The organism is Christiangramia sp. 3-2217-3z (genome assembly GCF_051195275.1).
GTDB classification, from domain to species: Bacteria; Bacteroidota; Bacteroidia; order Flavobacteriales; family Flavobacteriaceae; genus Christiangramia; species Christiangramia marina.
In genome coordinates, this window is record NZ_JBNJLI010000001.1 from 104,805 (window position 1) to 128,822 (window position 24,018).

Here is a 24,018-nt window from a genome sequence, read left to right on the forward strand (position 1 = left end):
GTCTAAAGTAAATTAATTTAGAGGTGATACTTTACTTTCACCTCTTTACTATCTATTTATTAGCCACGTTATAGGATTTAACCGAAGTGTCAACTTCATGCGCCCCAATATCATCCGTGCTCGATGATAATATTGTTCCAAAATAATCTCTTGTACCTGGATTAGAAATAATTATACCTCCATTAATGGCTGGTGACGTACTTTCCAGTAAGTATGAAGTCAAGTTAGAAAGGTTATTTTCTCTACCTACAACACCACCATTTCCAGGATCTTTTAAAAGTGGATTTGCTTGCAAGCCAGAATTTTCATTATTATAAACTTCGTTTCCAGTTGTTCTGAATTCACTCAACGATGTATAAAGATCTCCCTTATAAAGGATACTGAAATCGGAGTTTGTGTAATATAGATTTCCTGCGAAATAGCCATCATAACCGCTTGGAATGCTAATTAAGTCGGCTCCATTGACAGCATAAAGTATATTATTATAAAATTTTATATTGTTTTTCACTGGTTTCCAGACATTGTATTTTATGTTGGCGGCTTGATTATTGGTTGTTTTTTCTTCAATATACAGGGTATTATTATGAACTGTAATATCGCTCATCGTACCGTTATTTCCATTAAAAAGATAGACGCTTCCACCATTCGTTGCTGCATCATTTTCACTTACATTGTATCTAATAGTTATATTACTCATAGGTCTCGATCCAGTAAACTGGCCCACCATAAATCCTGCTCCATCATTATTGTGAGAATAGTTATACTGCATTACTCCATTAGTAACACCCCCATCCATATCAAAACCTCCACCGTCACAACCGGTTCCAGAACTCATGCCATAGACCTCGGAATATTGAATGGTTACATTATCTGCATCCCAAAACCAAATACCTACTGGTCCACCGCAATTGGTATTGCCACTTCCAGAATTGTAAACGGTAGAATGCTCTATGATAGAATTTTGTACATCTGATAGTAGGATGCCATTACCGGAATGTTTCCCTTTATCGTAACCTTTTATGTTGAAAACTTCGCAATTTCTAACAATTATATTTCTATGAGCATATCCCGTTTTCGATGCGGAGAACTCGCCATAGGAAGAGATACCTGCATCTAAACAATCATGAACCTTGTTATTTTCTATTAGAACATTGGCATAGCCAGAGTTACCGTTCCATGCTCCTATAACAATACCAAACTCCTTGAATCCGTAAACTTCTGTATTTGTAACTTCTATCAAATCCAGTTTTATATTTCCAGGAAGATCATTATAGAAAGAGATTCCGGAATTTGTATTCGTATGCATTCCACTTCCTTTTACGATAATATTATCTATTTTGATACCCGACGTATTATAAGCATAAATACCAAAACCGGTGCCCGCGTTAATCTCTGCTTTTCCAGAACCATATGATTTAATGGAAATTGGATTAGCGCTATTATTGGCATCTTCAGAATCTAAATAAATATTTCCGTTAAATTCATCACCTCCTTTAAGAAAGATTTCATCGCCAGGCTGAAAATTCACACTATTTAGTTTTGAGAGATTTTGCCATGGGTCCTCTGGAGACAAGCCTGTGTTTGAATCATTCCCAGTGGAACTAACATAGTATGTGTTATTTTTACAAGAACTATCACTGGCAAACTCACCCTCAATAGCTCCATAATTTGCAAAACGAAATGCGAAATTTCCGGCTAGGGTAGAGCAGTTTTCTCCGCTTGCATTCGATGAAAACCTGTGTACTCCAGACCAATCTAGATCCTCATTAGCTCCATTTATGCCACTACCATATGTGCAGAAGGTATAATCTGAGTTTGATGAGCAATTTTGTTGAGTTATTACTTGGGTTTCTTGTAGAGATACCACTAAAGCTTGAATGTCAATTTGAGTAGAACCGTCAGCAGTGGTTAACAACATATTGAAAGTTCTATCTTCATTATTAAGAATGATTCCATTTAGAGGTGAATCTTGATCTTGACAGTTAGTGCATTTATAAGTGCCGGTGATCGGAGCTACGTTATTAGTTGCAGTTTCTTCGGAAGCTACAACAGATCCTTCCTGATTTTTAAATACTACATTCGATATTATTGGTTTATCCGATTCATCAATTGTAAAATCAAAACTAAAATCTTTTGAATCGAAATGTACTAATACATCTGAACTTTTATTCGTGTTTTCCTGTTGCTTAAATGAAGTCACTTCTGCATTGAAAGTTTCTCCATTTTGAAGTGTAATAGTGCAACTTGCCTCTGGATCTAACACAGAAATATCTTTAAGGTTCCTGGGCGCTTTTAATAATAGAGTACCTCGAAACTTTGAATTTTTGGTTGCAAAAATACCTTTGTAGATAGAAATTGCGCGATTTCCATCGTGCTTGAGGTCTTTTTCTTGAAGACTATTTTCTTTTCCTAGTTCAACTTCAACAGCATCTTGCGTGCACCCCGTGATCATTAATAGAACTGAACAAATTAATAAAAATTTTGAGCATAACTCGAAACGAGGTGTAAGTAGTTTATAATTTGCCAGATTCATAAATAGGTTGTTTGGGAGAAAAAATAGAATCGGACCTATTGGTAAAATTCACCTCCTTCATTTAAGGAAGCAAAATAAGTTTTAAATTCGTCTAAAAGCAAATAAAATCGATGAAAAGCATCATTTTAACAATGTGAGGTTCATAATTTTAACGTTTAGTTTCGCAAAAACAATGATCATACTGTACAGTTGAACATTTTAAGTCTAAAATCCATAGTAGGAGTTATATTCTGTGTGATTAATTTTTATACTAATCAGTAGTATATCTGTTCTTAAGATTTATGGTAGAATTGCTAATGCTTACTAAAGGCAAATTAAATAGCAAAATAGATGCGTTGCATGATGGCTGAGGTTTTTCTACCTAAAGCCTGATTCTTGCTAATTACTCTTTTGTAGAAGTTTTCTGCTGAAGAGAAAAGTTATAATTACGCTGAATATGGCAAATGGTAGGGAACTGATGATCAGAAATTTTTGCATTGCCGTGAGTACGTTGGAATCTGGTTTCGTATGACCGAGTACAATAATTGCCTCACAAAGTATAAATATCAATACCGCCCATACCAGGCGGTATTTCTTTTTTGGTTCGGTATTTCCTTTATCTGTAAACATACTGAGTACAAAGATGGCCGAGTCTACTGACGTAACCAGGAAACTAATCAATAGTAATATCACGACTAAACTGGATACGGCAGGTAGAGGATAATTTTCGAAAAAGATAAAAACTGATGTAAATACATTACTAAATTCGTTACTGTAAGTACCAGCATCTTCAATGATTTCAAATGCGGAAGTTCCAAATACGCTAAACCAGAAGAAACTTCCCAGGGAAGGAATCAATAGAACTCCAAAGATCAACTCTCTAATGCTTCTCCCTTTCGAAATTCTCGCTATAAATATCCCGGTGAAAGGCGCCCACGCCAACCAAAATGCCCAGTAATAATAGGTCCAATTGGTAAGAAATTGCTTTCCCGGATCGAAATTTCCTCCGGCGAGACTCAGCGGTATAAAATCGAAGACATAGTGATATAAAGAATTCTGAAAATTTGAGATAATTTCAGGGATGTTTCCCTGTACGAAAACAAATAATAGCAATAAAATAGTGATATAAATATTCCAGTTGGAGATCCTTTTTATACCCTTATTTACACCGGCCCATGCCGAGAAAAATGCCAGCACGCATATGATAAGAACGAGAAATAAGTTCGTTAAGAGGTCCCCGGGATCTTTTGATTGCAAATGACTTATTCCTCCTTCGATTTGCGAGGTTCCAAGTCCAATTGCGGCGACTAAACCGATCATGGTGGTTAGAATCGTGAGAATATCAATAGATTTTCCCCAGTGATTACTATGAAATACTTTGAAACTGGAACTTAACCGTATATCCTGTTTTTCTACAAATAAACTGTAAGCAATGATCAATGCAAATAATCCATAGAAGGCCCAGGCAGTAAAACCCCATTGATAAAATGTATATTCCAGAGAGATGATTTCTGGAGCAGAACCTGTTGCTATCGGAGGGTTCAAGAACATGTACACCGGTTCCTGAACAGCTCTCAATAAAATACCTGCTCCCATTCCGGCACTGTAAAGCATAGCTATCCAGGATAACCTGTCATACTCCGGTGGATATTTTCCTAATCTTATCCTTCCAATTTTTGAAATAGCGATTATAAGGAGGAACAGAACGCAACCTGATCCAAGCCATAAGTAGAACGTTCCGAAGTATTCGCGAACCCATAAAGATCCATTTTCTATAGCTTCATAAAATTTGTCTGTAAATAGAAAGATGAAAACCGATCCTGATAATAAAATCGAACCAGAGAAGGTGAGTACTTTATTTCTAAGCAATTCTTTCATGGAACTTAAACAGAGCCGCCTTTAAGATTTTTTTCCAGAGGGGCCATAGGCGATCTTATTGATCATCCCTTCAAATATGAAGAAATGAAACGGGTACATCGCATACCAGTAAGCACGACCTAAAAGTCCTTTCGGTCTAAAAGTGGCATTTTGATGAAGCACATTGTTTTCATCGATCTTAAATTCCAGCCAGGCTTCCCCGGGAACCTTCATTTCTGCAAATAACAAAAGTCTTTTTTCTTCTCTATCGGCAAGTAAAACTCTCCAGAAATCTAGAGAATCACCTGCATGAAGTTTTGTAGCATGTGTACGGCCTCTGCGAAGTCCAACACCACCTGCAAGTTTATCCAGATATCCTCTAATCTTCCAGAGCCAGTTTCCATAATACCATCCGGTTAGTCCACCAATTGCCCATACTCTTTCAAGTACTTCTTCAGTATCGCTTATTTCCTTGCATTTCTTATCCTGCATACACCCGTATTTGGGTATTTGTATGTATTTGTTCAGCTCCCTGCGAAAACGACCACTACTCATGCTGTCTTTCCAGCTAGAGATGACTTCATTCTGTTCGATCTTATAGAAGGCCATTCTAATAGCTTCTTTATACGGAATAAGGTCAACGTTTAAAAGTTCCTGCAAACGTGTGTCTTTTGTGATCACTTCAACAGACATACTATCTACCAGGTTCTGCGCAAGTTTATAGGATGTTGAGGTTACAAAATATAGCCAATATGAACTTAGTTTTGGAGACATAATAGGCACACGAAGTATCCAGAGCTTTAATTTTCTGACCTCTGCATATTGTAGCATCATTTCCTTATAGGTGAGAATATCGGGACCGCCAATGTCATAAGATTCGTTATAGCAGTCCTCGCAGCCAATAACCCGAATGAGATACTGTATCACATTTCTTATAGCAATTGGTTGTATACGTGTGTCTACCCATTTTGGGGTCACCATCACCGGTAACTTTTCACAAAGATCGCGTATGATCTCAAAGGATGAACTCCCACTACCTACGATGATCGCGGCACGGAGTACGGTAACATTGAATTCTCCCTTATATAGGATTTCCTCAACGGCCTTTCGTGATTTTAGATGTTTCGATAGTTCTTCTTCATTGATAATTCCACTGAGGTAGATCACTTGTTCTACGGAAGTTTCAGCCATCATCGTATTAAAGTTCGTAGCGGCTTGAGCTTCCTGTTTATCAAAATCCTCGGTTGAGCCGGTCATCGAGTGGATGAGATAATAGGCAGCATCGATGTTTTTGATAGCTTCCGGAGCTTTTGTGTCTTCAAGATAATCGATCTCTACGATCTCCACTTTTTCCCGGAGTTCCTCATTGGAAGTGAATCTATGTTTATTTCGAACTGCACATACTACATCATGGCCTTGTTCAAGTAATTGAGGCAGAAGCCTCATGCCAATATAACCGTTAGCACCGGTAAGTAGTATGCGCATTTGAGAAATTTGATCTTCAAATTATAAATTAAATTGCTACTTTCACCTGAGATTAGTAAAACTTTATTAAATGAATAACGTGCTCAAATTTGTTCTGCTCATCATTGGGATAGGGCTTATTGGCTATGGGTTGTATGATATTCTAACTCCTGAATTTTCCATCGATGCTGGACCCCTTCAGGTAGAAGCTCATGGTGATAACACACAATCTTATGCAATGATCGCATTTGGAGTGCTCGCTCTGGTAGGAGGTTTAGCATTTGGCAAGCGTTAATTACAAACTTATTGTTCTGAAGATATTGATCACAGAGGAACTTATATATTCAATTCCAATGGCGATCACAATAAAACCTATGATTCTGGAAATAGCATTAATCCCAGATGCACCAAGCATGGAAACTATATAATAGGAGCTTCTAAGAACGAGCAGCGTAGCTAAACAAACACTAAAAATTGCTCCTACCGCAATCATTTTCTCATTCCAGGTCGCATATTCCTCGTATAATCCAATCAAAAAAGATATGGAGCCAGGGCCAGCAAGCATAGGAATGGCCAGTGGAGTAAGCGATACGCCATCACGCTGATAAGCGTCTTCCTGAACCTTCGGCTTATCCATACCTTTATGCTTAGCAAAAGAGCCAGTTAGCAAGGCAAAACCAGAAGTAGTTATAATTAAGCCTCCAGCAATTCTTAAAGAATCGAGGCTTATTCCGAAGAAATTAAGGATATATCTGCCAGTAAAAAAACTTATAAGTAGGATCACGAAAATATTGATCGCTGTAAGCAGGGAGGTGCGAGACCGCTCAGATTTAGTGTCCTCTTTGGTAAGTCCAACGAAAATAGGGACAGTGCCCAGGGGATTGATCACAGAGAACAAAGCAGCGAAAACATAAATGAATAGTTCCATTGATTTTTTTCCGCAAATGTGCATCGATAAACGATTTTCCGCGGAAAGTTGAAATCAATTTTAGGTTAAGGAATTGTTTCGAAATTCGCTTGGAATTACACATTTATAAGTCATCGATCTGCGTAGGAGCATTGTCGGTCTTGTAGTTGATAATTTTCTGGAAGAACTTATGAATACCGGGCTTGTCTGCCTTGACCTTGATGAAATGATGATCCCTGTAAATACTATATTCTTCAGCTTTTCCTTTATATAGATTTAATTTGTAATAAGGAATCACGAGAGCGTAAGTTTCAAGTAGTGATCTAAACATTACGATAATCCCGTTGCCTCTCATTTCAACATTGCAAACATTGGCATTATTATCTAAAATGAGCAGGTTGTAGATTTCTATACTTGAGGAAGTTATCTGTAATTTTGGAGAACCTGAGCCACGAAGTTTGACCCGTTCCATTAGCGTAAATGGTTTTCCTACTTCAGCACTAATCTTTTCTGAGATCGCAGGACGATTGTAAGAGATATTAATTAGCATTTCTTTTTTCCTAAATATAAGGATTTGCGTTAAAAGGCTGGCGACCGGAACTTCAATTCTTTTTATCTTTGCGCACTTAATAGAATACAAAACAGGCATAAAAGCGTTGAAAATGACCATAGAACAAATTCTTGCAGCAAAAGTTAATGAAGCAGTTACCAAACATTACGAGGTGGAAGCTCCAACCATTGAGTTCCAGCCAACACGCAAGGATTTTGAAGGAGACATCACTTTAGTTGTATTCCCAATGCTGAAACAAATCAAGACCAATCCGGCTCAACTGGCAGAAAACATTGGTAGCTATTTAAAAGAAGAGGTAACTGAAGTAGCAGATTATAATGTAGTAAAAGGATTTCTTAATATCGTAATAAGCGATGCTTACTATATTAATTTTTTTAATCAAATCAAAGATCGATCAGATTTTGGAGTGTTGTTGCCCCAAAGTGATGCCAGTGGGATCATGATTGAATATAGTTCCCCGAACACCAACAAACCCTTACATCTTGGTCATATTCGAAATAATCTTTTAGGTTTTTCTGTAGCCGAAATCTTGAAGGCTGCGGGAAATACTGTCCACAAAGTACAGGTGATCAATGACCGTGGAATACATATTTGTAAGTCCATGGTGGCATGGCAGAAATTTGGAAATGGTGAAACTCCTGAATCTACCGGATTGAAAGGTGATAAGCTGGTTGGAAATTACTACGTGAAGTTTGACCAGAAATATAAGAAGGAATTATCTAAAGTAGCCGAAAATGAATTAATTGAAAGGGTGGAAAATGCCTCCAGCGGTCAATGGTTAGATTTGAATGAAAAAGACGAGCCGTTATTGAAAACCGTTGAGAAATGGTATGAAAAAGCTTTGAGGAATTATATTATTGAAACGACTTCTATTGATAAATCTTATGTAGAAAAAAAAGTGTTTTTTAGGAGTGACTTTATATTGAACTCTAATATTGAGAAAGATAAAGTGATTCTAGAACAAAAGGTTAAGTTCTTTTCATTTTTACGAAATAATCAGTTTCTAAGTACAGATATGGTATTGTCAGAAGATGATAATATTATTAGTTCAAAAATTGAAGAATTAAGACCTTATCTCCTTAAAGAAGTTGAGTCAGAGCCTCAAATTATAGCTAATGTTCCGATTTTGCGGGAAGCCCAGGAAATGCTTAGAAAATGGGAGGCGAACGATCCTGAAGTGGTAAAATTATGGTCTACCATGAACCAGTGGGTTTATGATGGTTTTGATAAAACCTATAATGCCCTTGGAGTTGATTTTGATAAAAATTATTATGAAAGTGAAACTTATCTTTTAGGTAAGGATAATGTGCAGAAAGGTCTTGAGGATGGTGTTTTCTTTAAAAAAGAAGATGGAAGTGTCTGGATAGATCTAAGTGATGAAGGTCTGGACGAAAAGATCGTTCTAAGAAGTGACGGTACTGCGGTTTATATGACTCAGGATATTGGAACTGCAATCCAGAGATTTGCAGATTTTGATATTAACCAGATGGTTTATACCGTTGGGAACGAGCAGGAATATCACTTTAAAGTGCTTTTCCTTATTCTGAAAAAGCTTGGCTGTGATTGGGCAGAATCCCTTTACCACTTAAGTTATGGGATGGTGGACCTTCCTTCCGGAAAAATGAAATCTCGTGAAGGAACGGTTGTAGATGCCGATGACCTGATCAGGGAAATGGCTGAAACTGCCAGAAATATTTCTGAAGAATTAGGAAAACTAGATGGGTATTCTGATACTGAGAAAGAAGAACTTTATAGAATTATCGGGCTTGGAGCTTTAAAATACTATATCCTTAAGGTCGATCCAAGAAAACGAATCCTGTTCAACCCTGAAGAATCTGTAGATTTCCAGGGGAACACAGGACCATTTATTCAGTATACCTACGCAAGGATCCAGTCGATATTAAGAAAAGCAGATTTTGATACTTCTGCAGAACTATCGAAAAGTTTTAGTTTCCATGAAAAAGAAAAGGAACTGATCAAGCAGGTTCAATTATTTCCGGAAACCATTGCATTGGCAGCAGAAAATCACTCACCGGCTTTAATCGCCAATTATACTTACGAACTCGTAAAATTTTTTAATTCCTTCTATCAGAATGTTCAGATATTGGGAATAGAAAATGAGGAAGAGAAAATTTTCAGAGTGCAATTATCCGGTTTAGTAGCCAATGTCATAAAATCGGCTTTCAAATTACTTGGGATCGAGGTTCCGGAGAGAATGTAATAAGGAGGTACGATTTTGGAATGACAGGTTCCGAAATTCGTCATGCTGTACTTGATTCAGCATCTAAAATGAAATTCGTTTCATTCTTTTATAAAATAGGATTTTCATCCTGAGCAAAGTCAAAGGATGAATTTTAGAAGATGGACTTTATACTTCAGCTTCAAATCATTAAATTTGCAATTCGCTGTATAGCAGCAATAGAATAAAATCACAGGAAAGATTATGTTTGATAATTTAAGCGATAAGTTAGATAGTGCCTTTCACGTCTTAAAAGGACATGGGCAGATTACAGAAATAAACGTTGCGGAAAGCCTTAAAGAGGTTCGTCGTGCTTTGGTAGATGCCGATGTCAACTATAAGATTGCTAAAGAATTTACCAATACGGTAAAAGAAAGAGCTCTTGGACAGGATGTTTTAACCACGCTGAAGCCTGGACAATTGATGGTGAAACTCGTAAAAGACGAGTTGACGCAATTGATGGGTGGAGAAGCTGAAGGAGTTAATCTATCAGGAGATCCTACGGTTATTCTAATGTCTGGATTGCAGGGTAGTGGTAAAACCACTTTTTCTGGAAAATTGGCAAATTTCTTAAAGAATAAGAAAACTAAAAAACCTCTTTTGGTTGCCTGTGATATTTATCGTCCGGCAGCGATCAATCAGCTTCATGTTGTTGGAGAACAGGTTGGTGTTGAGGTTTATTCTGATGAAGGCAATCAGGATCCTGTTGCGATTTCTAAAGATGCTATTGCTTACGCTAAAAAGAACGGCCATAATGTGGTAATTATTGATACCGCTGGTAGACTTGCTGTTGATGAGGCGATGATGACCGAGATCTCAAATATTCACCAGGCGATCCAACCACAGGAAACTCTTTTCGTAGTAGATTCCATGACTGGTCAGGATGCAGTGAATACTGCGAAAACCTTCAACGAAAGATTGAATTTCGACGGGGTTATCCTTACAAAGTTGGATGGTGATACTCGTGGTGGTGCTGCAATCTCAATTAAATCTGTAGTAAACAAACCTATTAAATTCATCGGTACCGGTGAAAAAATGGATGCGATCGATATCTTCTATCCTTCGCGTATGGCGGACAGGATCCTTGGAATGGGGGATGTTGTCTCACTTGTTGAAAGAGCGCAGGAGCAGTATGATGAAGAGGAGGCTAGAAAACTTCAGAAGAAGATTGCTAAAAATAAATTCGGATTTGATGATTTTCTAAATCAGCTTCAGCAGATCAAGAAAATGGGATCTATGAAAGATCTTATGGGTATGATCCCGGGAGCAGGTAAAATGCTGAAAGATGTGGATATTGATGATGATGCCTTTAAAGGTATTGAAGCAATTATTCATTCTATGACCCCGGAAGAAAGAAGCGAGCCTAAGGTTATAAATGCCAGTAGAAAGAAAAGAATCGCTAAAGGTTCTGGTACTACGGTTCAGGAAGTAAACCAACTCTTGAAACAATTCAACCAGATGGGTAAAATGATGAAGATGATGCAAGGCGGTGGTGGTCGTAAAATGATGCAGATGATGAAGGGGATGCAATAGTCTGTATAATATCAAAACACAACAACAACTAACACACAACAATTAATGACAATTCTCGACGGTAAGAAGCTTAGTAATGACATCAAAGATGAGATTGCTGCTGAAGTTACCAAAATTAAAGATCGCGGGGAAAAAGTGCCGCACCTTGCTGCAATAATTGTGGGTAAGGATGGAGCAAGTTTAACATATGTGAACAGTAAAGTAAAGGCCTGTGAAAGAGTAGGATTTCAATCCTCACTTTACAGAATGCCACATACTGTAAGCGAGATCGAGCTGCTGGACAAGATCCAGGAATTGAACGAGAATGATGATATTGATGGATTCATAGTTCAGCTTCCTTTGCCACCACAAATTGACACTCAAAAGGTATTGAATGCAGTTGATCCAGATAAAGACGTAGATGGATTTCACCCTACGAACTTCGGAAAAATGGCACTGGATATGACCACCTTCATTCCTGCAACACCATTTGGAATACTGGAACTTCTTGAGCGCTATGATATTCCTACAAAAGGGAAGCATACAGTGGTGATAGGAAGAAGTTATATCGTAGGCAGACCTATGAGTATCCTTATGGGTCGTAGTGGTTTTCCCGGTAATTCCACGGTAACCTTAACTCATGAGTTTACAAAGAATATTACGCAGGTAACGTCTCAGGCAGATATCGTTATCATCGCAGTAGGAATTCCAGATTTTCTTAAGGCTGAAATGATCAAAGACGATGCTGTTATTATTGATGTTGGAATTACCAGAGTACCAGATGATAATACTGAAAAAGGTTATGTCATCAAGGGAGATGTAGATTTTGAAAACGTGAGCAAAAGAGCTTCATATATCACACCGGTTCCTGGTGGAGTAGGGCCTATGACGGTTTCAATGTTACTTAAAAATACACTTCTTGCAAGGGAACGACATAAAAAAAGAGGGAATTAAATTCCCTCTTTTTTTTTAAGGTTCCTTCTCAATTTTCCAGTCGAGATAATTATGAAGATCAGATTCTATAAATCTCAATCCAAAAGTAAAGATTGCCATATCATCAATATATCCCAGACCTGGAATAAAGTCGGGTATAATATCAAGTGGATTCAAAATATAAAGAAAAGAGAATGCGACAGTAGCAATTGTGAACCAAGGCACCTTGTTGTAAACACCTATTCTATAGTCTTTTAGCATCCCATACATTAACTTCGCTAGCTCGCTATATTTCTGTAATAACCCCGAATTGTTGATCTTATCATCAACTTTATCCTGGCTATCCATAGCGATGCTTACATCATTGTCGTCGATCTTTGTTACTTCAGTTTTAAAGTAATCTTCGTCTATTTTTTTCTTTAGGTTTCCAAACATAGTTTTTTCTTTTAGTTATAATCGGTGGTGAGCATTCCCATACTCTTTCTTGTAGATCTTCAGAATTAATAAAAACAAGGATACCAGTAATGGTCCAAATATCAATCCTATAAATCCAAATAGCGGTACTCCCACGATCACCCCGAAAAGTGTGATCAATGGATGAACACTTGCCAGTTTTTCAAGTACATAAAGTCGTATAATATTATCAGTTGAGCCTACAACTACTAGTCCGTAAATTAACAGAGCTATTGCCTGGAAGTCGTTTCCCTGCGCGAATAATAGAATGACCGCGGGTAGGACTCCTATAGCTGTTCCTATAAATGGAATCATCGAGCCAATTGCAGTAATCACAAACCAGAAAAAAGGATCTGGAACCCCAAATATCAAGTAACCTATAAGTGCTATTACACCCTGTACGATGGCTACCAGTGGAATTCCCAAAGCGTTACTTCTAACCAATTGATCACTTTCGTCGCCAATCACCCGAATATTATCCTTTCCTAACGGGATATATTCGATTAGGGAATGTCTCATTGACTTCTGATTCATAAGCATGTAGTACAGCATGAAATACATGATCCCGATCGCAATAAAGGCATCAAATGTTCCACCGGCGAGGTTCTGTAAGTTGTTCGACAGCCATCCTGTAATTGCAGAAGTGTCAATACTCTCGCTTATATTATAACCTATATACTCTTCGGCTATATTCAGCTGGTCTTTTAAAGCGCTAAGCACCCTTTCAGAATTTGCAACGGCTTTTCCTATTTTACTGGTAAGCATAATTGCAATTAGTGTGACTGGAATCAGGATGCCAATAATACTTCCGGTCATTAACAGCGTAGCTGCCAAGGCTGGTTTCCATCCTCGGTTTACCAGTTTTTTTTGCCAACCCTTCATGATAACATAAAGTGTTACCGCACCCAGAACTCCAGAGAGGTAAGGAATTACCTCCCTAAAGATCAATACCGAAAGGAACAGTATTAATAGTAATACAAAAATTTGCCGTACAAGTGACGGTTTCAGTTTATCCATTTGGTTGGTTGGTGATGAATAAAGGTTATTAACTCGCGAATAATTTACTCATGTCTTTAAAGGCTTTGAACTCCAATGCATTTCCGCAGGGATCTTTAAAGAACATGGTAGCTTGTTCGCCCGGTTTTCCCTCAAACCTGATATAAGGCTCGATAATAAAATCGATATGTTTTCGTTTTAGGAGGCCGGCAAACTCATGAAATACATCCCATTGCAATACTACCCCAAAGTGAGGAACTGGAACATCCTTTCCATCTACAGGATTGGAAGTCGAACTGGCGCTTTCTTGTGGGTCCTGATAATGTATTACCAGTTGGTGTCCAAAAAAATTGAAATCCACCCAGTGATCACTACTACGGCCTTCGCCACAACCTAAAGTTTCTTTGTAAAATTTTCTACAGGACTCCAGATCAGATACTGGGATCGCTAAATGAAATGGCTGTACTTTCATAAAATTAAAATTGGTTGGTTCAAAATCATGAACGCATAAGGTTCATCCTCTAAATGTAAAAAGAACTACCAATATTAGTACAATAACCAGCCTAATTCTGTGTTAAGATTTGGAGATTCTGGGACGCTTTTTCTTCCCGGTTTGACTATCGTCAAGTACAGAGCCCTCTTCGGTTTTGGTAGATTCGCCGGTGAGTCCATTAATAGTGTCAAGCTCTTCCCTCGTAAGATGACGCCATTCACCTACCGGAATATCCAGGGAAACGTTCATGATGCGTACCCTTTTTAAAGAGGTCACTTCATAGTCTAAATATTCACACATTCTACGAATCTGTCGGTTTAAGCCTTGAGTAAGAATGATCTTAAAAGTATGTTTGCCAAGTTTTTCCACTTCGCATTCACGAGTTACTGTATCCAGAATAGGTATTCCTGAAGACATTTTCTGTATAAAATCTGATGTAACCGGTTTGTTGACGGAAACTACATATTCTTTTTCGTGATTGTTTCGTGCCCGCAGGATCTTATTCACAATATCTCCGTCGTTGGTAAGAAAGATTAGACCCTCACTAGGTTTATCTAAACGCCCGATAGGGAAAATCCGCTTTGGATAATTGATGTAATCAACAATGTTATCTTTCTCAACCCGTGTATCTGTAGTGCAAACGATACCAACAGGTTTATTAAAAGCGATGTAGACATTAGGTTCTTTTAGTTCGGCTTTGGATACTGGTTCTCCATTCACTTTAACCACATCTCCCGGTTTTACTTTAGTTCCCATCTCTGGAACTACGTCATTTATCGTGATGCGACCCTGGTCAATTAATTTGTCTGCCTCTCTACGGGAACAATATCCTAACTGACTCAAATACTTATTAATTCGAACTTCTTCTGCCATGTCACAAAGATAGTAGATACAATCGGTACGTCGGAATTTGAAAAAAAATAAAATTTTTAAAACCTCAGGCAACCTTTCGTAACTTTCTCTCGTCTATATAAATAGAAGGCCTTTTAAAAATGGTAAAAGTAATACAGCTTTTTAAAAACGAATCCTCTCTCATCAAAAGAGCGAGTGCAGGAAACAGGGATGCCCAGAAGCAGATCTATGAAAAGCACGCTCCAAAGATGCTAAGTGTTTGCCGGCAGTATATAAAAGATCTGCAACATGCCGAGGATACCATGTTGAAGGGTTTTATGAAAGTGTTCACTCATCTGGATACCTTTAAAGATGTAGGTAGTTTTGAAGGTTGGATTCGAAAGATCATGGTGAGAGAAAGCATTAGCTTTTTAAGGCAGTTCAAAGAACTACAATTTCAGGAAGATGACGAATTTGGTCATGAAGTGGCAAATAATATAAATTCTGAAATGGACGTGGCAGATATACAATCGCTTATAGATAGTTTGCCTGAAGGTTATAAAGCGGTTTTTGTATTGTATGCGGTAGAAGGTTACAAGCATAGTGAAATTGCTAAGATGCTTGCGATAACCGAAGGGACCTCAAAATCCCAGCTGTTTAAGGCTCGAAAGATGCTTCAGCAAAAAATTAAATCTAATAATACATCTAGTTATGGCGCCAATTAAATTTGAAGAACATATCAGGGAAAAACTGGATAGCCGGGAGATTAGTCCATCAGCTGGAAGTTGGGATAAACTTAGTGAACAGTTAGATGAAAAGGAAAGCTCGGGAAAGAATAATAAATGGTGGATATCCTCAATAGCTGCAATTTTTGTGCTTGCACTCTGCGGAATCATCTACCTGAATATGAATAGAAGTGTCGAAAATACTATAGTGAATACTCCGGAAATCCAGAAGCCTTCTGAAAATGCAATTGATGAATTTGAGAGTCCGGTGCGATTAGCAGAACAGGAAAAAACTGAAGAATCCCAGGCTCAGCCGGAGTCAAAACCGAAGTATGTACAGAAAACAGCTTCCGAAGATATAAGAACTACATCAAACAAAAAAGAGCAGATCGCATTAGTTGAAGTAGAGGAAATGATTAACAGAGAGCCTATAAAAACTGCAAAACCAGCTAGTTTGCAGGAATTAAAAATTTCCGAAGAGATGAATAAAGTATTGGCTGAGGTTTCCAGGCTAGAATCTCAAAACGGAGAGGTAAGCGATACTGAAGTGGAAGCACTGCTCAATAAAGCCATTGCAACTATAGAATATGAAAATGTGCAGAAGTCGAGTGAAATTTCGGCAGACGCTTTACTGGCCGATGTTGAAGCTGAAGTATACGAATCATTTAAAGAGAAAGTTTTTGAGATCGTTAAAACAGGTTACCAGAAAGCTGCGGTGGCGGTGTCCAATAAACTTGATCATTCAGAAGAAAAATAATTTTCCCTATCAGGGTCGTTCATCAATCAATAACTAAATACCAAACATCATGAAATCATTACTAATTACATTCGCATTATGTATTCTCAGTTTTAGTCCATGTGACGCTCAAACTGTCGAAATCACAAATGGGAACAAGATCGAAGTTCTAAAGAAACAGCGCGAAAACATTATCAAACAGGAGAAGGACGAACTAAAGGCAGAAGTAGAAGCTATCAATGAGCGGCGGGATAACGAAGAAATTTCCATGCAGGAAGCTGATGAGCTAAAAGAGGAAGCCGCTAAAAATCATGCGCTGAATATCGAAAATCGCTTGGCTATCCTTGATAATAAAATCGCACTTCTGGAAAGAAACGAGGAATCTAAAGTTGAAAGTGACAAAACATTCGTTTTCTCCTGGAAAGATGAGGACGACAAAGAAGATCCCGATTACGAGGACAAGCGTACAACTTCTACTTTAATGGTAGCTGCAGGATTCAACAATGCTTTACAAGATGGGCAGTCGCTCAATGATTCAGATTTTAAAATTGGCGGGAGTCGGTTTTTCGAAATTGGTTGGGTGTGGAGAACCAGAGTTTTCGAGGAATCTAACTGGTTAAGACTTAAATACGGAATTTCATTTCAGTTCAACGGACTCAAACCTACAGATAATAGATTTCTGGTTGACAATAATGGAATTACAGAATTACAGGAGTTTGAGTATGACCTGAACAAGTCAAAATTTAGAATGGATAACCTGGTCATCCCGGTGCATTTTGAATTCGGACCTTCAAAGAAAATTGAAAATGAAGGGGATTATACATTTTCAACTTATAAAAAGTTCAAAGTTGGTCTTGGTGGATATACCGGTTTCAGCTTAGGTGAAAGACAGAAACTGAAATATAAAGAGGATGGTGACAGAACCAAAGAAAAATTGAAATCTGATTATAACACGAACGATTTTATATATGGACTGAGTGCATATGTAGGATGGGGAAATACCTCGCTCTACGCAAAATATGATCTAAACCCGATCTTTGAAGATCCAAACCCAGAGTTGAATAATGTATCTCTTGGAATTCGTTTCGACCTTGATTAATTAGCCAATATAGTTTAGTTTTGCGGGGCTTTAAATTTGAGTAATCATTTTTAAAGCCCTTTCTTTTTTGAAGCCTTTTCATTTTGTATTTTTCCATTAAATAGTTGTGAAAATTTGATCTCCAGAACTACCATAGATAATGTGTTTGAAACCGCCCGTGTAGAGGAGGTGATTGGGGATTTTGTACAATTAAAGAAGTCTGGTAGTAATCTAAAAGGGCTTAGTCCTTTTACAGATGAACGTTCTCCAAGTTTTATGGTCTCCCCGGTGAAACAGATCTGGAAAGATTTTAGTAGTGGAAAAGGAGGTAATGTCGTTGCTTTTTTGATGGAGCACGAACACTTCAATTACCCTGAAGCGATCAAATATCTCGCGAAAAAATACGGAATTGAAATAGAGGAGACGCAGCAGACAGACGAGCAGAAGGAGCAGGCCGATGAACGCGAAAGTATGTACCTGGTTTCAGAATATGCCAGTAAATATTTTCAGACTCAAATGCATAAGACCGATGAAGGTCAGGCAATAGGTTTAAGCTACTTTAAAGAACGTGGCTTTACTTCTGAAACTATTAAAAAGTTCGATCTGGGATATTCTCCAGATGAATGGGATGCTTTCACGAAAAATGCACTCGGTGATGGCTACAAACTGGAATTCCTGGAAAAAACGGGTCTTAGCATTGTTAAGGATGAAAAGACATTTGACCGTTTCAAAGGAAGAGTCATGTTTCCAATTCAATCAATGTCTGGACGGGTTCTTGGGTTTGGAGGGAGAATCCTCGGGAATTCGAAAAAAGCAGCTAAATACCTCAATTCTCCGGAAAGTGATATTTACCATAAGAGTAAAGTACTCTACGGGATCTATCACGCCAAGCAGTCTATTGCCAAAGAAGATAATTGTTACCTCGTTGAAGGGTATACCGATGTCATACAATTCCATCAAAGTGGGATAGAAAATACGGTATCGTCTTCCGGAACTGCTCTAACTTCAGAACAGATCAGGTTGATCAACAGGTTGACCAAAAATATAACGGTCTTGTTCGATGGCGATGCTGCAGGAACCAGGGCGTCTATGCGAGGGATTGATCTAATTCTCGAGCAGGGCATGAACGTGAAAGTTTGTCCGTTCCCAGAGGGTGAGGATCCGGATAGTTTTGCCCGCTCGAATTCTGAAGCAGAGCTGGAGGAGTTTCTAAAGGGAAACTCTTATGACTTCATTACTTATAAGGCATCCCTGCTTATGGATGAAGCCAAAAATGATCCTGTAAAGAAGGCAGATCTTATTCGGGATATGGTACAGAGTATAGCGAAGATTCCTGATAATATCCAGAAGGAAGTTTACTTACAGGAATGCTCGCGGATTATGGATATTTCTGAAGATGTTCTGTATGCAACCTTAGCTCAATTAGAAAAAAAAGACGGCAAAACTCCGGCGAGGGCCGAGAAAAAACCCATGCAGGTTGTTCGAAATGAAGAAGCTGCTCCAGTCAAGAAAGTAGATCAGCTTTATATTCTGGAAAGAAAGATCATTAGTCTGCTTGTTCTCTACGGAAGGCAGGAAGGTGAATTTCATGATGTTATTCTAAAACATAATGATCAGGGTGAGCCGGTGTATGAATCTGAAGTGCAGGAAGCGAAGGTATTTGAAAAAATCTATCTGGATCTTCAGGATGACGAAATTGAATTTACCAATAAGGACTTTAGGGAATTATTTTCACTTCTTATAGAGAGACTAAATTCTGAAGATGAGTTTGGAGTGGAAATGATCATCAATGACCTTGAGAAATCTCAGGCTGTTGAACTTACCGATATCTTAATGGAAGATGAGCAGTATGAACTTCATGACTGGGAACGACATGATATTCCTGTAAAAAGTAAAACTCAGGGAGTTGCACAATTCGTAACCCAGACTATATTGTCATTACGTAGATTTCTGGTTGGTCGTAAGATCAACGAACTTATGGAAGAAATACGTGAAGTATCTTCAGAAGAAGAACGTACAGAAAAGATCCAGGAGATCATGAGCTATACCAGTTTGAGCACAATTCTTTCAGACCGTCTGGGAAGGGTTATGTAGTGTTTAGTTGTAATAATCTGGATTGCGTAATAAGATCTGCAACATTATCTACTTTTAGTTTTTTCAGCAGCCTTGTTTTATAGGTGCTTACTGTCTTTTCGTTAATGTCAAGCGCTTCAGCAATATCCTTATTTCTTTTTCCGGAAGAAAGCAGATTTAATACTTCAGTTTCGCGAGTAGAAAGCTTCTTGAATTTTGTAATCAAACTCTTACCTCTCGTGATACCGGAATTTAGTTTCTCCGTGATCTTGCGGTTTAAGTAGATTCCACCTCTTGCAACCTGGTAAATTGCCTTCTCCAGAGTCTCACTATCTGTGTGTTTGGAAATATAACCTGCGGCTCCAGCTTTAATGGCGCTCAAGGCATACATTTCTTCTGGATGTGAACTAAAAATAAGTGTTTTTACCTCAGGAAATTCCTGCTTGATCCTTCTAATGGCGTTGATACCGTTGATTTGCGGAAGATCCAGTTCCACGATCAAAACATCGGGAGCGTTCTTTTCTAAATGACTGAACAATTGGGTGCCACTGCTTACTCTGCCTGTAACTTGTAGTGCCGGATTGTTCTGAAGTACGCATTTAATCCCTTCAAAAATTATTGGATGATGGTCTGCAATTAATACTCGATACATGATTCTAAGTTAAAAACAAGTCCGGGGGTAACTCGTTGAGTTTGGTTTATTTAACTTAAAAATACTGCTTTGACCCCTGATATGGGAAATCAGCTACACATATTCGATAAGATGATTATTTCAACAGATGAACGGGTATGTCGCAAACGGGTATTGGCACCATCTTATGTGTGTTCGCAGCATTCAAACGAGAATAGATCTGGAAGACTTCACGTTGTCTGCCTTCAAATTCTGAAGAGGTTTTCCCCGCTTCTTTTGCAGTCATCGCCCATTCAAGTTCATCGTACGATGCTCCTAATTGATCTTCATCACTTCGGCTGTCACCAAAAAGTCCATCGGTTGGAGCTGCAGTCATGATATCATTAATAATGTTGAGGTATTTCCCCAGGGCATAGACTTCACTTTTCATAAGATCTGCTATCGGACTAAGATCAACACCGCCATCACCATATTTTGTATAGAATCCAACTCCAAAATCTTCCACTTTATTTCCAGTTCCTGCAACAAGGTATCCATGTAATCCAGCAAAATAATAAAGAGTAGACATACGAAGTCTCGCTCTTGAATTTGCTAAGGTTAGATCCAGAGAAGCAGATTGTCTTTCCTGCGGCATGACAGATTTAAATTGTTCAAATACCGGGGTGAGATTTACTTCAAGGTTACTTACGTTCGCAAAATTGTGTTCCAGTTCGCTAATATGTTTTCTGGCGCGGGTAACCTGGCTGCTCGCCTGGTGAATCGGCATTTCCAGGCATAGTGTAGGCATTCCGGTTTTTGCGCAAAGCGTTGAGGTTACTGCAGAATCTATACCGCCACTAACTCCAACTACAAACCCATTCATATTTGCTTTTGTAGCGTACTCTTTTAACCAGTTTATGATATGATCAGCGACTTTTTCGGTTTGCATAATGTTGGGTGATTTAATTAGTAAGTAATACCTTTGCCTCACAAATCTAACACTAAAAGCCAATTTTTAAAAGATGGCTGCGTTAAAGCCTTCCTAATTGCCAGTTATGCTGAAAAAGATCCTGTTCTTTATTACAATTATTTCGGTGTTTTCCTGTAATAATCAGTCTGAAACCGAAGAAAAGATCGACAGGATCGAGGTAGATCTGAAAGTTATAAGATTTGAACAGGAATTTGCCAGTACAAAACCTCAGCAATTACCTGAATTAAAACAGAAATATCCATTTTTATTTCCTGAGCAGTTTCCAGATTCGGTTTGGATAGATAAGTTATCTGATACCCTTCAGCTGGAGATTAATCAGGCTGTAGAAGATGAGTTTTCAAATTTCACGAATCAGGAAGATGAATTATATGCACTTTTTCAACATATGAAATACTACTTTCCGGAGTTTGAAGTACCTGTGGTAATTACGGTAACTTCCGAAGTGGATTATAAGAACAAAATAATTTATACAGGAGATTATTTATTTGTTTCCCTCGATACGTATTTAGGTACAGATCATCAGTTTTACACTGGTCTTCAGGAGTACTTGAAAAAGAACTTTAAAAAAGATCAGATAGTAGTAGATGCTGCGGAAGAGATTTCAAAAAAATACGTTCCAGGTCCAGATTCACGAACGTTTTTAAGTCATATGGTGTATTATGGTAAGATTCAGTATTTGAAGGAGATGCTCCTGCCAATGCTTGACGCTGCAAGAAGAATAGGCTATACTGAAGAAGAATTTAACTTCGCCGAAAACAATGAATCTCAGATCTGGAGATACTTTGTAGAGAACGAACTTATTTACGATACAGATAACCAGTTGCAGACACGTTTTCTATTTCCTGCACCATTTTCAAAATTCTATCTTCAGCTGGATGCTGAAAGTCCGGCCAGATTAGGTCAATATATTGGGCTTAAGATCGTGAAAGCATACATGGAAAAGAACGACATATCCCTGGACAGAATGCTAAATACATCTGCTGAAGAAATTTTCAATAAAGCCAATTTTAAACCGAAGAAATAATGCCAGAATTTAAAAAATCTGAGATCAATATAGAAGTTGTAACAGACGATAATCATGTACCTGAGAATATCACCTGGAGTGCTGAAGATGGGAATGTATATAAAGAAGATGCAAAAGCTTTGATGCTATCTGTTTGGGATAGTAAAGATCAGGAAACTTTAAGAATCGACCTTTGGACCAAGGAAATGCCAGTAGATGAAATGAAAAAATTCTTTCATCAAACGTTGGTTTCTATGAGTGACACATATTTTCGCGCTACCCAGGATGATAAAATGCGTGATACCATGAAGGATTTCTGTGATTATTTTGCTGAAAAAACTGAAATCAAGAAGAGCTAATTGGAAAAACTGATCTTTGTTTATAATGCCGATTCAGGTAAACTCAAATCGCTAATAGGAGCTTTCCAAAAGGTCGTGAATCCCGATTCCTACGACTGTAATTTATGTAAACTTACTTACGGTGCTTTCGATGAAAAGAAGGCCTGGAGAGACTTTCGTAAAAACGGAGATCTTGATATGGAATTCCTGCACAGAGATGAGTTTTTGAAAAACTATGCTTCTAAATTTGGACATAAGTTTGAATTTCCTATCATCCTCGCGCAGAACCAGAAAGGTCTGGAAGTTTTGGTGTCAACTTCAGAATTAAAGGAAATAATGGATGTTGAGGAGCTTATTTCAAGAATTAAGGAAAGAACCTAATTTTTCTGATCTTCCGGAAAAAACTTTGACCAGTTTGTTGGCTTAAGATGTTCTAATATTCCCTGCAATCCATATTCTCCGTTGCGAATGAGCATTTCTCCATTTGGTTTTATTATAGCGTATGAACCACATAAGCTTGGGTTCCTAAATATGTTTTTTCTCAAGAAATCATACTGATCCTTAAATATAAATTCAGACTGCTTTTCTTTGAGTTCAGGTAGCTTGATGCCATTTTCGAAATGACTAGAATATTTAACTTGAGGATACTCTTTTTCTAATTGTTTAATGTGTCTGGATATGTATCGATAACTATTACCAACTCGCTGAGAATTCCATTCATTTGGTGCTTGATTAGTGCAATAATCATCTTTGAAGGTGTAGTGTAAAATGAAGGTGGTTTTAGCAGTATATGTATTGCCGGTCAGAATAGTCATGGATTCCTTAAACTGCCGGTAATTGATGTTGTAGATTTCGTAAACAGGATGATTGAATCTAATAACCATGTTGCTATCTCGAGCAGCATATTTCCATAATGCGAAATCCCCATCACCAGAAATCAATTTTGCATCAAAGGCTCCTTGTGAAATAGAATTCCCATTTTTATCGAGGTAGTAATCGGTCGAAGGAACTTTGTATACACTACAGCTATTGATAATAAGAGTGATAAAAAGAAATAATGCAATCTTGCAAATGTTTCCTGACATCTATTTATTATTCAGCTGCTCGTTGATGCTTTCAATATAATCTAATACTTCATCCTGTCCTAAACCTGTAGATGCTGAAGTAATGAAATATTCCGGCATCTCTTCCCAGGTTTCCAGCATCTCCGCCTTGTAGTTGGCAATATGCTTGTCAAGAACCTTCGGTTTGAGCTTATCAGCCTTAGTGAAAATGATACAGAACGGGATCGCGTTTTCTCCCATCCACTGCATAAATTCCATGTCTATAGGTTGAGGAGAATGTCTAGAATCAATAAGAACAAATGCGCAAACCATTTGTTTACGTTGTTCAAAATATGCAGTGATGAATTTCTGAAATACTTTTTTAGTAGATTTTGAAACCTGCGCATATCCATATCCCGGTAGATCCACCAGGTGCCAGTTTTTATTGATCAGAAAATGATTGATCAACTGGGTCTTTCCCGGTTTCGCTGAAGTTTTTGCCAGGGACTTTCTGCCCGTAAGCATATTGATAAGTGACGATTTCCCAACATTACTACGGCCAATGAATGCATATTCCGGCAGGGAGCTGTTTGGACAATGATCAACTTTGGAATTACTTATGACGAATTCTGCAGTTTTGATCTTCATAATAA

At 38.0% G+C, this 24,018-nt stretch carries 24 protein-coding genes; 11 read left to right on the forward strand and 13 right to left on the reverse strand.

Annotated elements, in window-relative coordinates; translation table 11 throughout:
* Positions 1–52: 52 nt before the first annotated feature.
* From ACSHZO_RS00505 to ACSHZO_RS00515, 3 genes are all read right to left on the reverse strand, one after another.
* The gene (locus tag ACSHZO_RS00505; protein ID WP_298248046.1) at positions 53–2,452 is read right to left on the reverse strand and encodes a right-handed parallel beta-helix repeat-containing protein; all 2,400 of its coding nucleotides are present in this window, start codon (positions 2,450–2,452) and stop codon (positions 53–55) included.
* Between the two features lie 459 nt (positions 2,453–2,911).
* Entirely contained in the window at positions 2,912–4,390 is a 1,479-nt protein-coding gene (locus ACSHZO_RS00510; RefSeq protein WP_298248047.1) for a BCCT family transporter, read from the reverse strand.
* 21 nt (positions 4,391–4,411) lie between these two features.
* A complete protein-coding gene (locus ACSHZO_RS00515; protein ID WP_298248048.1) occupies positions 4,412–5,854 on the reverse strand; it encodes an SDR family oxidoreductase in 1,443 nt (480 codons plus the stop codon).
* Between the two features lie 70 nt (positions 5,855–5,924).
* Here ACSHZO_RS00515 and ACSHZO_RS00520 point away from each other — a divergent pair, with 70 nt between their 5' ends.
* Positions 5,925–6,128, forward strand: a complete 204-nt coding sequence (locus ACSHZO_RS00520; RefSeq protein ID WP_295182145.1) for a hypothetical protein — start codon at positions 5,925–5,927, stop codon at positions 6,126–6,128.
* Here ACSHZO_RS00520 and ACSHZO_RS00525 read toward each other — a convergent pair whose 3' ends face one another.
* Both ACSHZO_RS00525 and ACSHZO_RS00530 read right to left on the reverse strand, forming a co-directional pair.
* A complete protein-coding gene (locus ACSHZO_RS00525; RefSeq protein WP_298248049.1) occupies positions 6,129–6,761 on the reverse strand; it encodes a MarC family protein in 633 nt (210 codons plus the stop codon).
* 103 nt (positions 6,762–6,864) lie between these two features.
* Entirely contained in the window at positions 6,865–7,290 is a 426-nt protein-coding gene (locus ACSHZO_RS00530; RefSeq protein ID WP_298248050.1) for a hypothetical protein, read from the reverse strand.
* Positions 7,291–7,402: 112 nt separating this feature from the next.
* Here ACSHZO_RS00530 and argS point away from each other — a divergent pair, with 112 nt between their 5' ends.
* The 3 genes from argS to ACSHZO_RS00545 all read left to right on the forward strand — a co-directional run bounded on the left by argS (position 7,403) and on the right by ACSHZO_RS00545 (position 12,016).
* Positions 7,403–9,532 (forward strand): arginine--tRNA ligase, encoded by a 2,130-nt coding sequence (gene argS, locus ACSHZO_RS00535; protein ID WP_298248051.1) that lies wholly within the window; start codon positions 7,403–7,405, stop codon positions 9,530–9,532.
* A gap of 222 nt (positions 9,533–9,754) precedes the next feature.
* On the forward strand, positions 9,755–11,083 hold the full coding sequence (gene ffh, locus ACSHZO_RS00540) for a signal recognition particle protein (RefSeq protein WP_298248052.1): 1,329 nt from the start codon (positions 9,755–9,757) through the stop codon (positions 11,081–11,083).
* Positions 11,084–11,128: 45 nt separating this feature from the next.
* Positions 11,129–12,016: a bifunctional 5,10-methylenetetrahydrofolate dehydrogenase/5,10-methenyltetrahydrofolate cyclohydrolase gene (locus ACSHZO_RS00545; RefSeq protein WP_298248053.1), complete on the forward strand. Its 888-nt coding sequence runs from the start codon at positions 11,129–11,131 to the stop codon at positions 12,014–12,016.
* Between the two features lie 15 nt (positions 12,017–12,031).
* Here the strand turns inward: ACSHZO_RS00545 and ACSHZO_RS00550 are convergent, their stop codons facing one another.
* The 4 genes from ACSHZO_RS00550 to rluF all read right to left on the reverse strand — a co-directional run bounded on the left by ACSHZO_RS00550 (position 12,032) and on the right by rluF (position 14,810).
* Positions 12,032–12,430, reverse strand: a complete 399-nt coding sequence (locus ACSHZO_RS00550; RefSeq protein WP_298248054.1) for a YkvA family protein — start codon at positions 12,428–12,430, stop codon at positions 12,032–12,034.
* A 15-nt stretch (positions 12,431–12,445) separates the two neighbouring features.
* On the reverse strand, positions 12,446–13,465 hold the full coding sequence (locus ACSHZO_RS00555; protein ID WP_298248055.1) for an AI-2E family transporter: 1,020 nt from the start codon (positions 13,463–13,465) through the stop codon (positions 12,446–12,448).
* 28 nt (positions 13,466–13,493) lie between these two features.
* The gene (locus ACSHZO_RS00560) at positions 13,494–13,916 is read right to left on the reverse strand and encodes a VOC family protein (RefSeq protein WP_298248056.1); all 423 of its coding nucleotides are present in this window, start codon (positions 13,914–13,916) and stop codon (positions 13,494–13,496) included.
* Between the two features lie 102 nt (positions 13,917–14,018).
* Positions 14,019–14,810, reverse strand: coding sequence for a 23S rRNA pseudouridine(2604) synthase RluF (rluF, locus tag ACSHZO_RS00565; RefSeq protein ID WP_298248057.1), 792 nt, complete (start codon positions 14,808–14,810; stop codon positions 14,019–14,021).
* Between the two features lie 119 nt (positions 14,811–14,929).
* Between rluF and ACSHZO_RS00570 the strand changes: the two genes are divergently transcribed.
* From ACSHZO_RS00570 to dnaG, 4 genes are all read left to right on the forward strand, one after another.
* A complete protein-coding gene (locus ACSHZO_RS00570; protein WP_298248058.1) occupies positions 14,930–15,493 on the forward strand; it encodes an RNA polymerase sigma factor in 564 nt (187 codons plus the stop codon).
* Entirely contained in the window at positions 15,480–16,250 is a 771-nt protein-coding gene (locus tag ACSHZO_RS00575) for a hypothetical protein (RefSeq protein WP_298248059.1), read from the forward strand. The genes ACSHZO_RS00570 and ACSHZO_RS00575 overlap by 14 nt, the downstream gene beginning before the upstream one ends.
* A gap of 49 nt (positions 16,251–16,299) precedes the next feature.
* Complete coding sequence (locus tag ACSHZO_RS00580; protein ID WP_298248060.1) at positions 16,300–17,328, forward strand: hypothetical protein; 1,029 nt, start codon at positions 16,300–16,302, stop codon at positions 17,326–17,328.
* A 114-nt stretch (positions 17,329–17,442) separates the two neighbouring features.
* A complete protein-coding gene (gene dnaG / locus ACSHZO_RS00585; RefSeq protein WP_298248061.1) occupies positions 17,443–19,401 on the forward strand; it encodes a DNA primase in 1,959 nt (652 codons plus the stop codon).
* On the opposite strand, the gene ACSHZO_RS00590 is transcribed toward dnaG, so the two are convergent.
* Entirely contained in the window at positions 19,394–20,032 is a 639-nt protein-coding gene (locus tag ACSHZO_RS00590) for a response regulator (protein ID WP_298248062.1), read from the reverse strand. The genes dnaG and ACSHZO_RS00590 overlap by 8 nt on opposite strands.
* Positions 20,033–20,147: 115 nt before the next feature.
* Complete coding sequence (gene nadE / locus ACSHZO_RS00595) at positions 20,148–20,939, reverse strand: NAD(+) synthase (RefSeq protein ID WP_298248063.1); 792 nt, start codon at positions 20,937–20,939, stop codon at positions 20,148–20,150.
* A 106-nt stretch (positions 20,940–21,045) separates the two neighbouring features.
* Here nadE and gldB point away from each other — a divergent pair, with 106 nt between their 5' ends.
* Genes gldB through ACSHZO_RS00610 form a run of 3 tightly spaced genes read left to right on the forward strand, consistent with a single transcriptional unit; the run spans position 21,046 to position 22,703 of the window.
* On the forward strand, positions 21,046–22,005 hold the full coding sequence (gene gldB, locus ACSHZO_RS00600) for a gliding motility lipoprotein GldB (protein WP_298248064.1): 960 nt from the start codon (positions 21,046–21,048) through the stop codon (positions 22,003–22,005).
* Positions 22,005–22,343: a gliding motility protein GldC gene (gene gldC, locus ACSHZO_RS00605; RefSeq protein ID WP_141876876.1), complete on the forward strand. Its 339-nt coding sequence runs from the start codon at positions 22,005–22,007 to the stop codon at positions 22,341–22,343. Before gldB ends, gldC begins: the two co-directional genes overlap by 1 nt.
* Positions 22,344–22,703, forward strand: a complete 360-nt coding sequence (locus ACSHZO_RS00610; RefSeq protein ID WP_295178071.1) for a GTPase — start codon at positions 22,344–22,346, stop codon at positions 22,701–22,703.
* Here the strand turns inward: ACSHZO_RS00610 and ACSHZO_RS00615 are convergent.
* Entirely contained in the window at positions 22,700–23,407 is a 708-nt protein-coding gene (locus ACSHZO_RS00615) for a hypothetical protein (RefSeq protein WP_298248065.1), read from the reverse strand. The genes ACSHZO_RS00610 and ACSHZO_RS00615 overlap by 4 nt on opposite strands.
* Positions 23,408–24,013: a ribosome biogenesis GTP-binding protein YihA/YsxC gene (yihA, locus tag ACSHZO_RS00620; RefSeq protein WP_298248066.1), complete on the reverse strand. Its 606-nt coding sequence runs from the start codon at positions 24,011–24,013 to the stop codon at positions 23,408–23,410.
* Positions 24,014–24,018: the final 5 nt, after the last annotated feature.

What these genes read in the sequence shown, in the direction of transcription:
- nadE (WP_298248063.1), bottom strand. Translation starts at nt 20,939, where the DNA reads ATGCAAACCGAAAAAGTCGCTGATCATATCATAAACTGGTTAAAAGAG.
- ffh (WP_298248052.1), top strand. Translation starts at nt 9,755, where the DNA reads ATGTTTGATAATTTAAGCGATAAGTTAGATAGTGCCTTTCACGTCTTA.
- ACSHZO_RS00505 (WP_298248046.1), bottom strand. Translation starts at nt 2,452, where the DNA reads ATGATCACGGGGTGCACGCAAGATGCTGTTGAAGTTGAACTAGGAAAA.
- ACSHZO_RS00560 (WP_298248056.1), bottom strand. Translation starts at nt 13,916, where the DNA reads ATGAAAGTACAGCCATTTCATTTAGCGATCCCAGTATCTGATCTGGAG.
- ACSHZO_RS00555 (WP_298248055.1), bottom strand. Translation starts at nt 13,465, where the DNA reads ATGGATAAACTGAAACCGTCACTTGTACGGCAAATTTTTGTATTACTA.
- ACSHZO_RS00545 (WP_298248053.1), top strand. Translation starts at nt 11,129, where the DNA reads ATGACAATTCTCGACGGTAAGAAGCTTAGTAATGACATCAAAGATGAG.
- ACSHZO_RS00530 (WP_298248050.1), bottom strand. Translation starts at nt 7,290, where the DNA reads ATGCTAATTAATATCTCTTACAATCGTCCTGCGATCTCAGAAAAGATT.
- ACSHZO_RS00525 (WP_298248049.1), bottom strand. Translation starts at nt 6,761, where the DNA reads ATGGAACTATTCATTTATGTTTTCGCTGCTTTGTTCTCTGTGATCAAT.
- ACSHZO_RS00575 (WP_298248059.1), top strand. Translation starts at nt 15,480, where the DNA reads ATGGCGCCAATTAAATTTGAAGAACATATCAGGGAAAAACTGGATAGC.
- argS (WP_298248051.1), top strand. Translation starts at nt 7,403, where the DNA reads ATGACCATAGAACAAATTCTTGCAGCAAAAGTTAATGAAGCAGTTACC.
- ACSHZO_RS00580 (WP_298248060.1), top strand. Translation starts at nt 16,300, where the DNA reads ATGAAATCATTACTAATTACATTCGCATTATGTATTCTCAGTTTTAGT.
- yihA (WP_298248066.1), bottom strand. Translation starts at nt 24,013, where the DNA reads ATGAAGATCAAAACTGCAGAATTCGTCATAAGTAATTCCAAAGTTGAT.
- ACSHZO_RS00570 (WP_298248058.1), top strand. Translation starts at nt 14,930, where the DNA reads ATGGTAAAAGTAATACAGCTTTTTAAAAACGAATCCTCTCTCATCAAA.
- gldB (WP_298248064.1), top strand. Translation starts at nt 21,046, where the DNA reads ATGCTGAAAAAGATCCTGTTCTTTATTACAATTATTTCGGTGTTTTCC.
- rluF (WP_298248057.1), bottom strand. Translation starts at nt 14,810, where the DNA reads ATGGCAGAAGAAGTTCGAATTAATAAGTATTTGAGTCAGTTAGGATAT.
- ACSHZO_RS00510 (WP_298248047.1), bottom strand. Translation starts at nt 4,390, where the DNA reads ATGAAAGAATTGCTTAGAAATAAAGTACTCACCTTCTCTGGTTCGATT.
- ACSHZO_RS00520 (WP_295182145.1), top strand. Translation starts at nt 5,925, where the DNA reads ATGAATAACGTGCTCAAATTTGTTCTGCTCATCATTGGGATAGGGCTT.
- ACSHZO_RS00550 (WP_298248054.1), bottom strand. Translation starts at nt 12,430, where the DNA reads ATGTTTGGAAACCTAAAGAAAAAAATAGACGAAGATTACTTTAAAACT.
- ACSHZO_RS00515 (WP_298248048.1), bottom strand. Translation starts at nt 5,854, where the DNA reads ATGCGCATACTACTTACCGGTGCTAACGGTTATATTGGCATGAGGCTT.
- ACSHZO_RS00590 (WP_298248062.1), bottom strand. Translation starts at nt 20,032, where the DNA reads ATGTATCGAGTATTAATTGCAGACCATCATCCAATAATTTTTGAAGGG.
- gldC (WP_141876876.1), top strand. Translation starts at nt 22,005, where the DNA reads ATGCCAGAATTTAAAAAATCTGAGATCAATATAGAAGTTGTAACAGAC.
- ACSHZO_RS00615 (WP_298248065.1), bottom strand. Translation starts at nt 23,407, where the DNA reads ATGTCAGGAAACATTTGCAAGATTGCATTATTTCTTTTTATCACTCTT.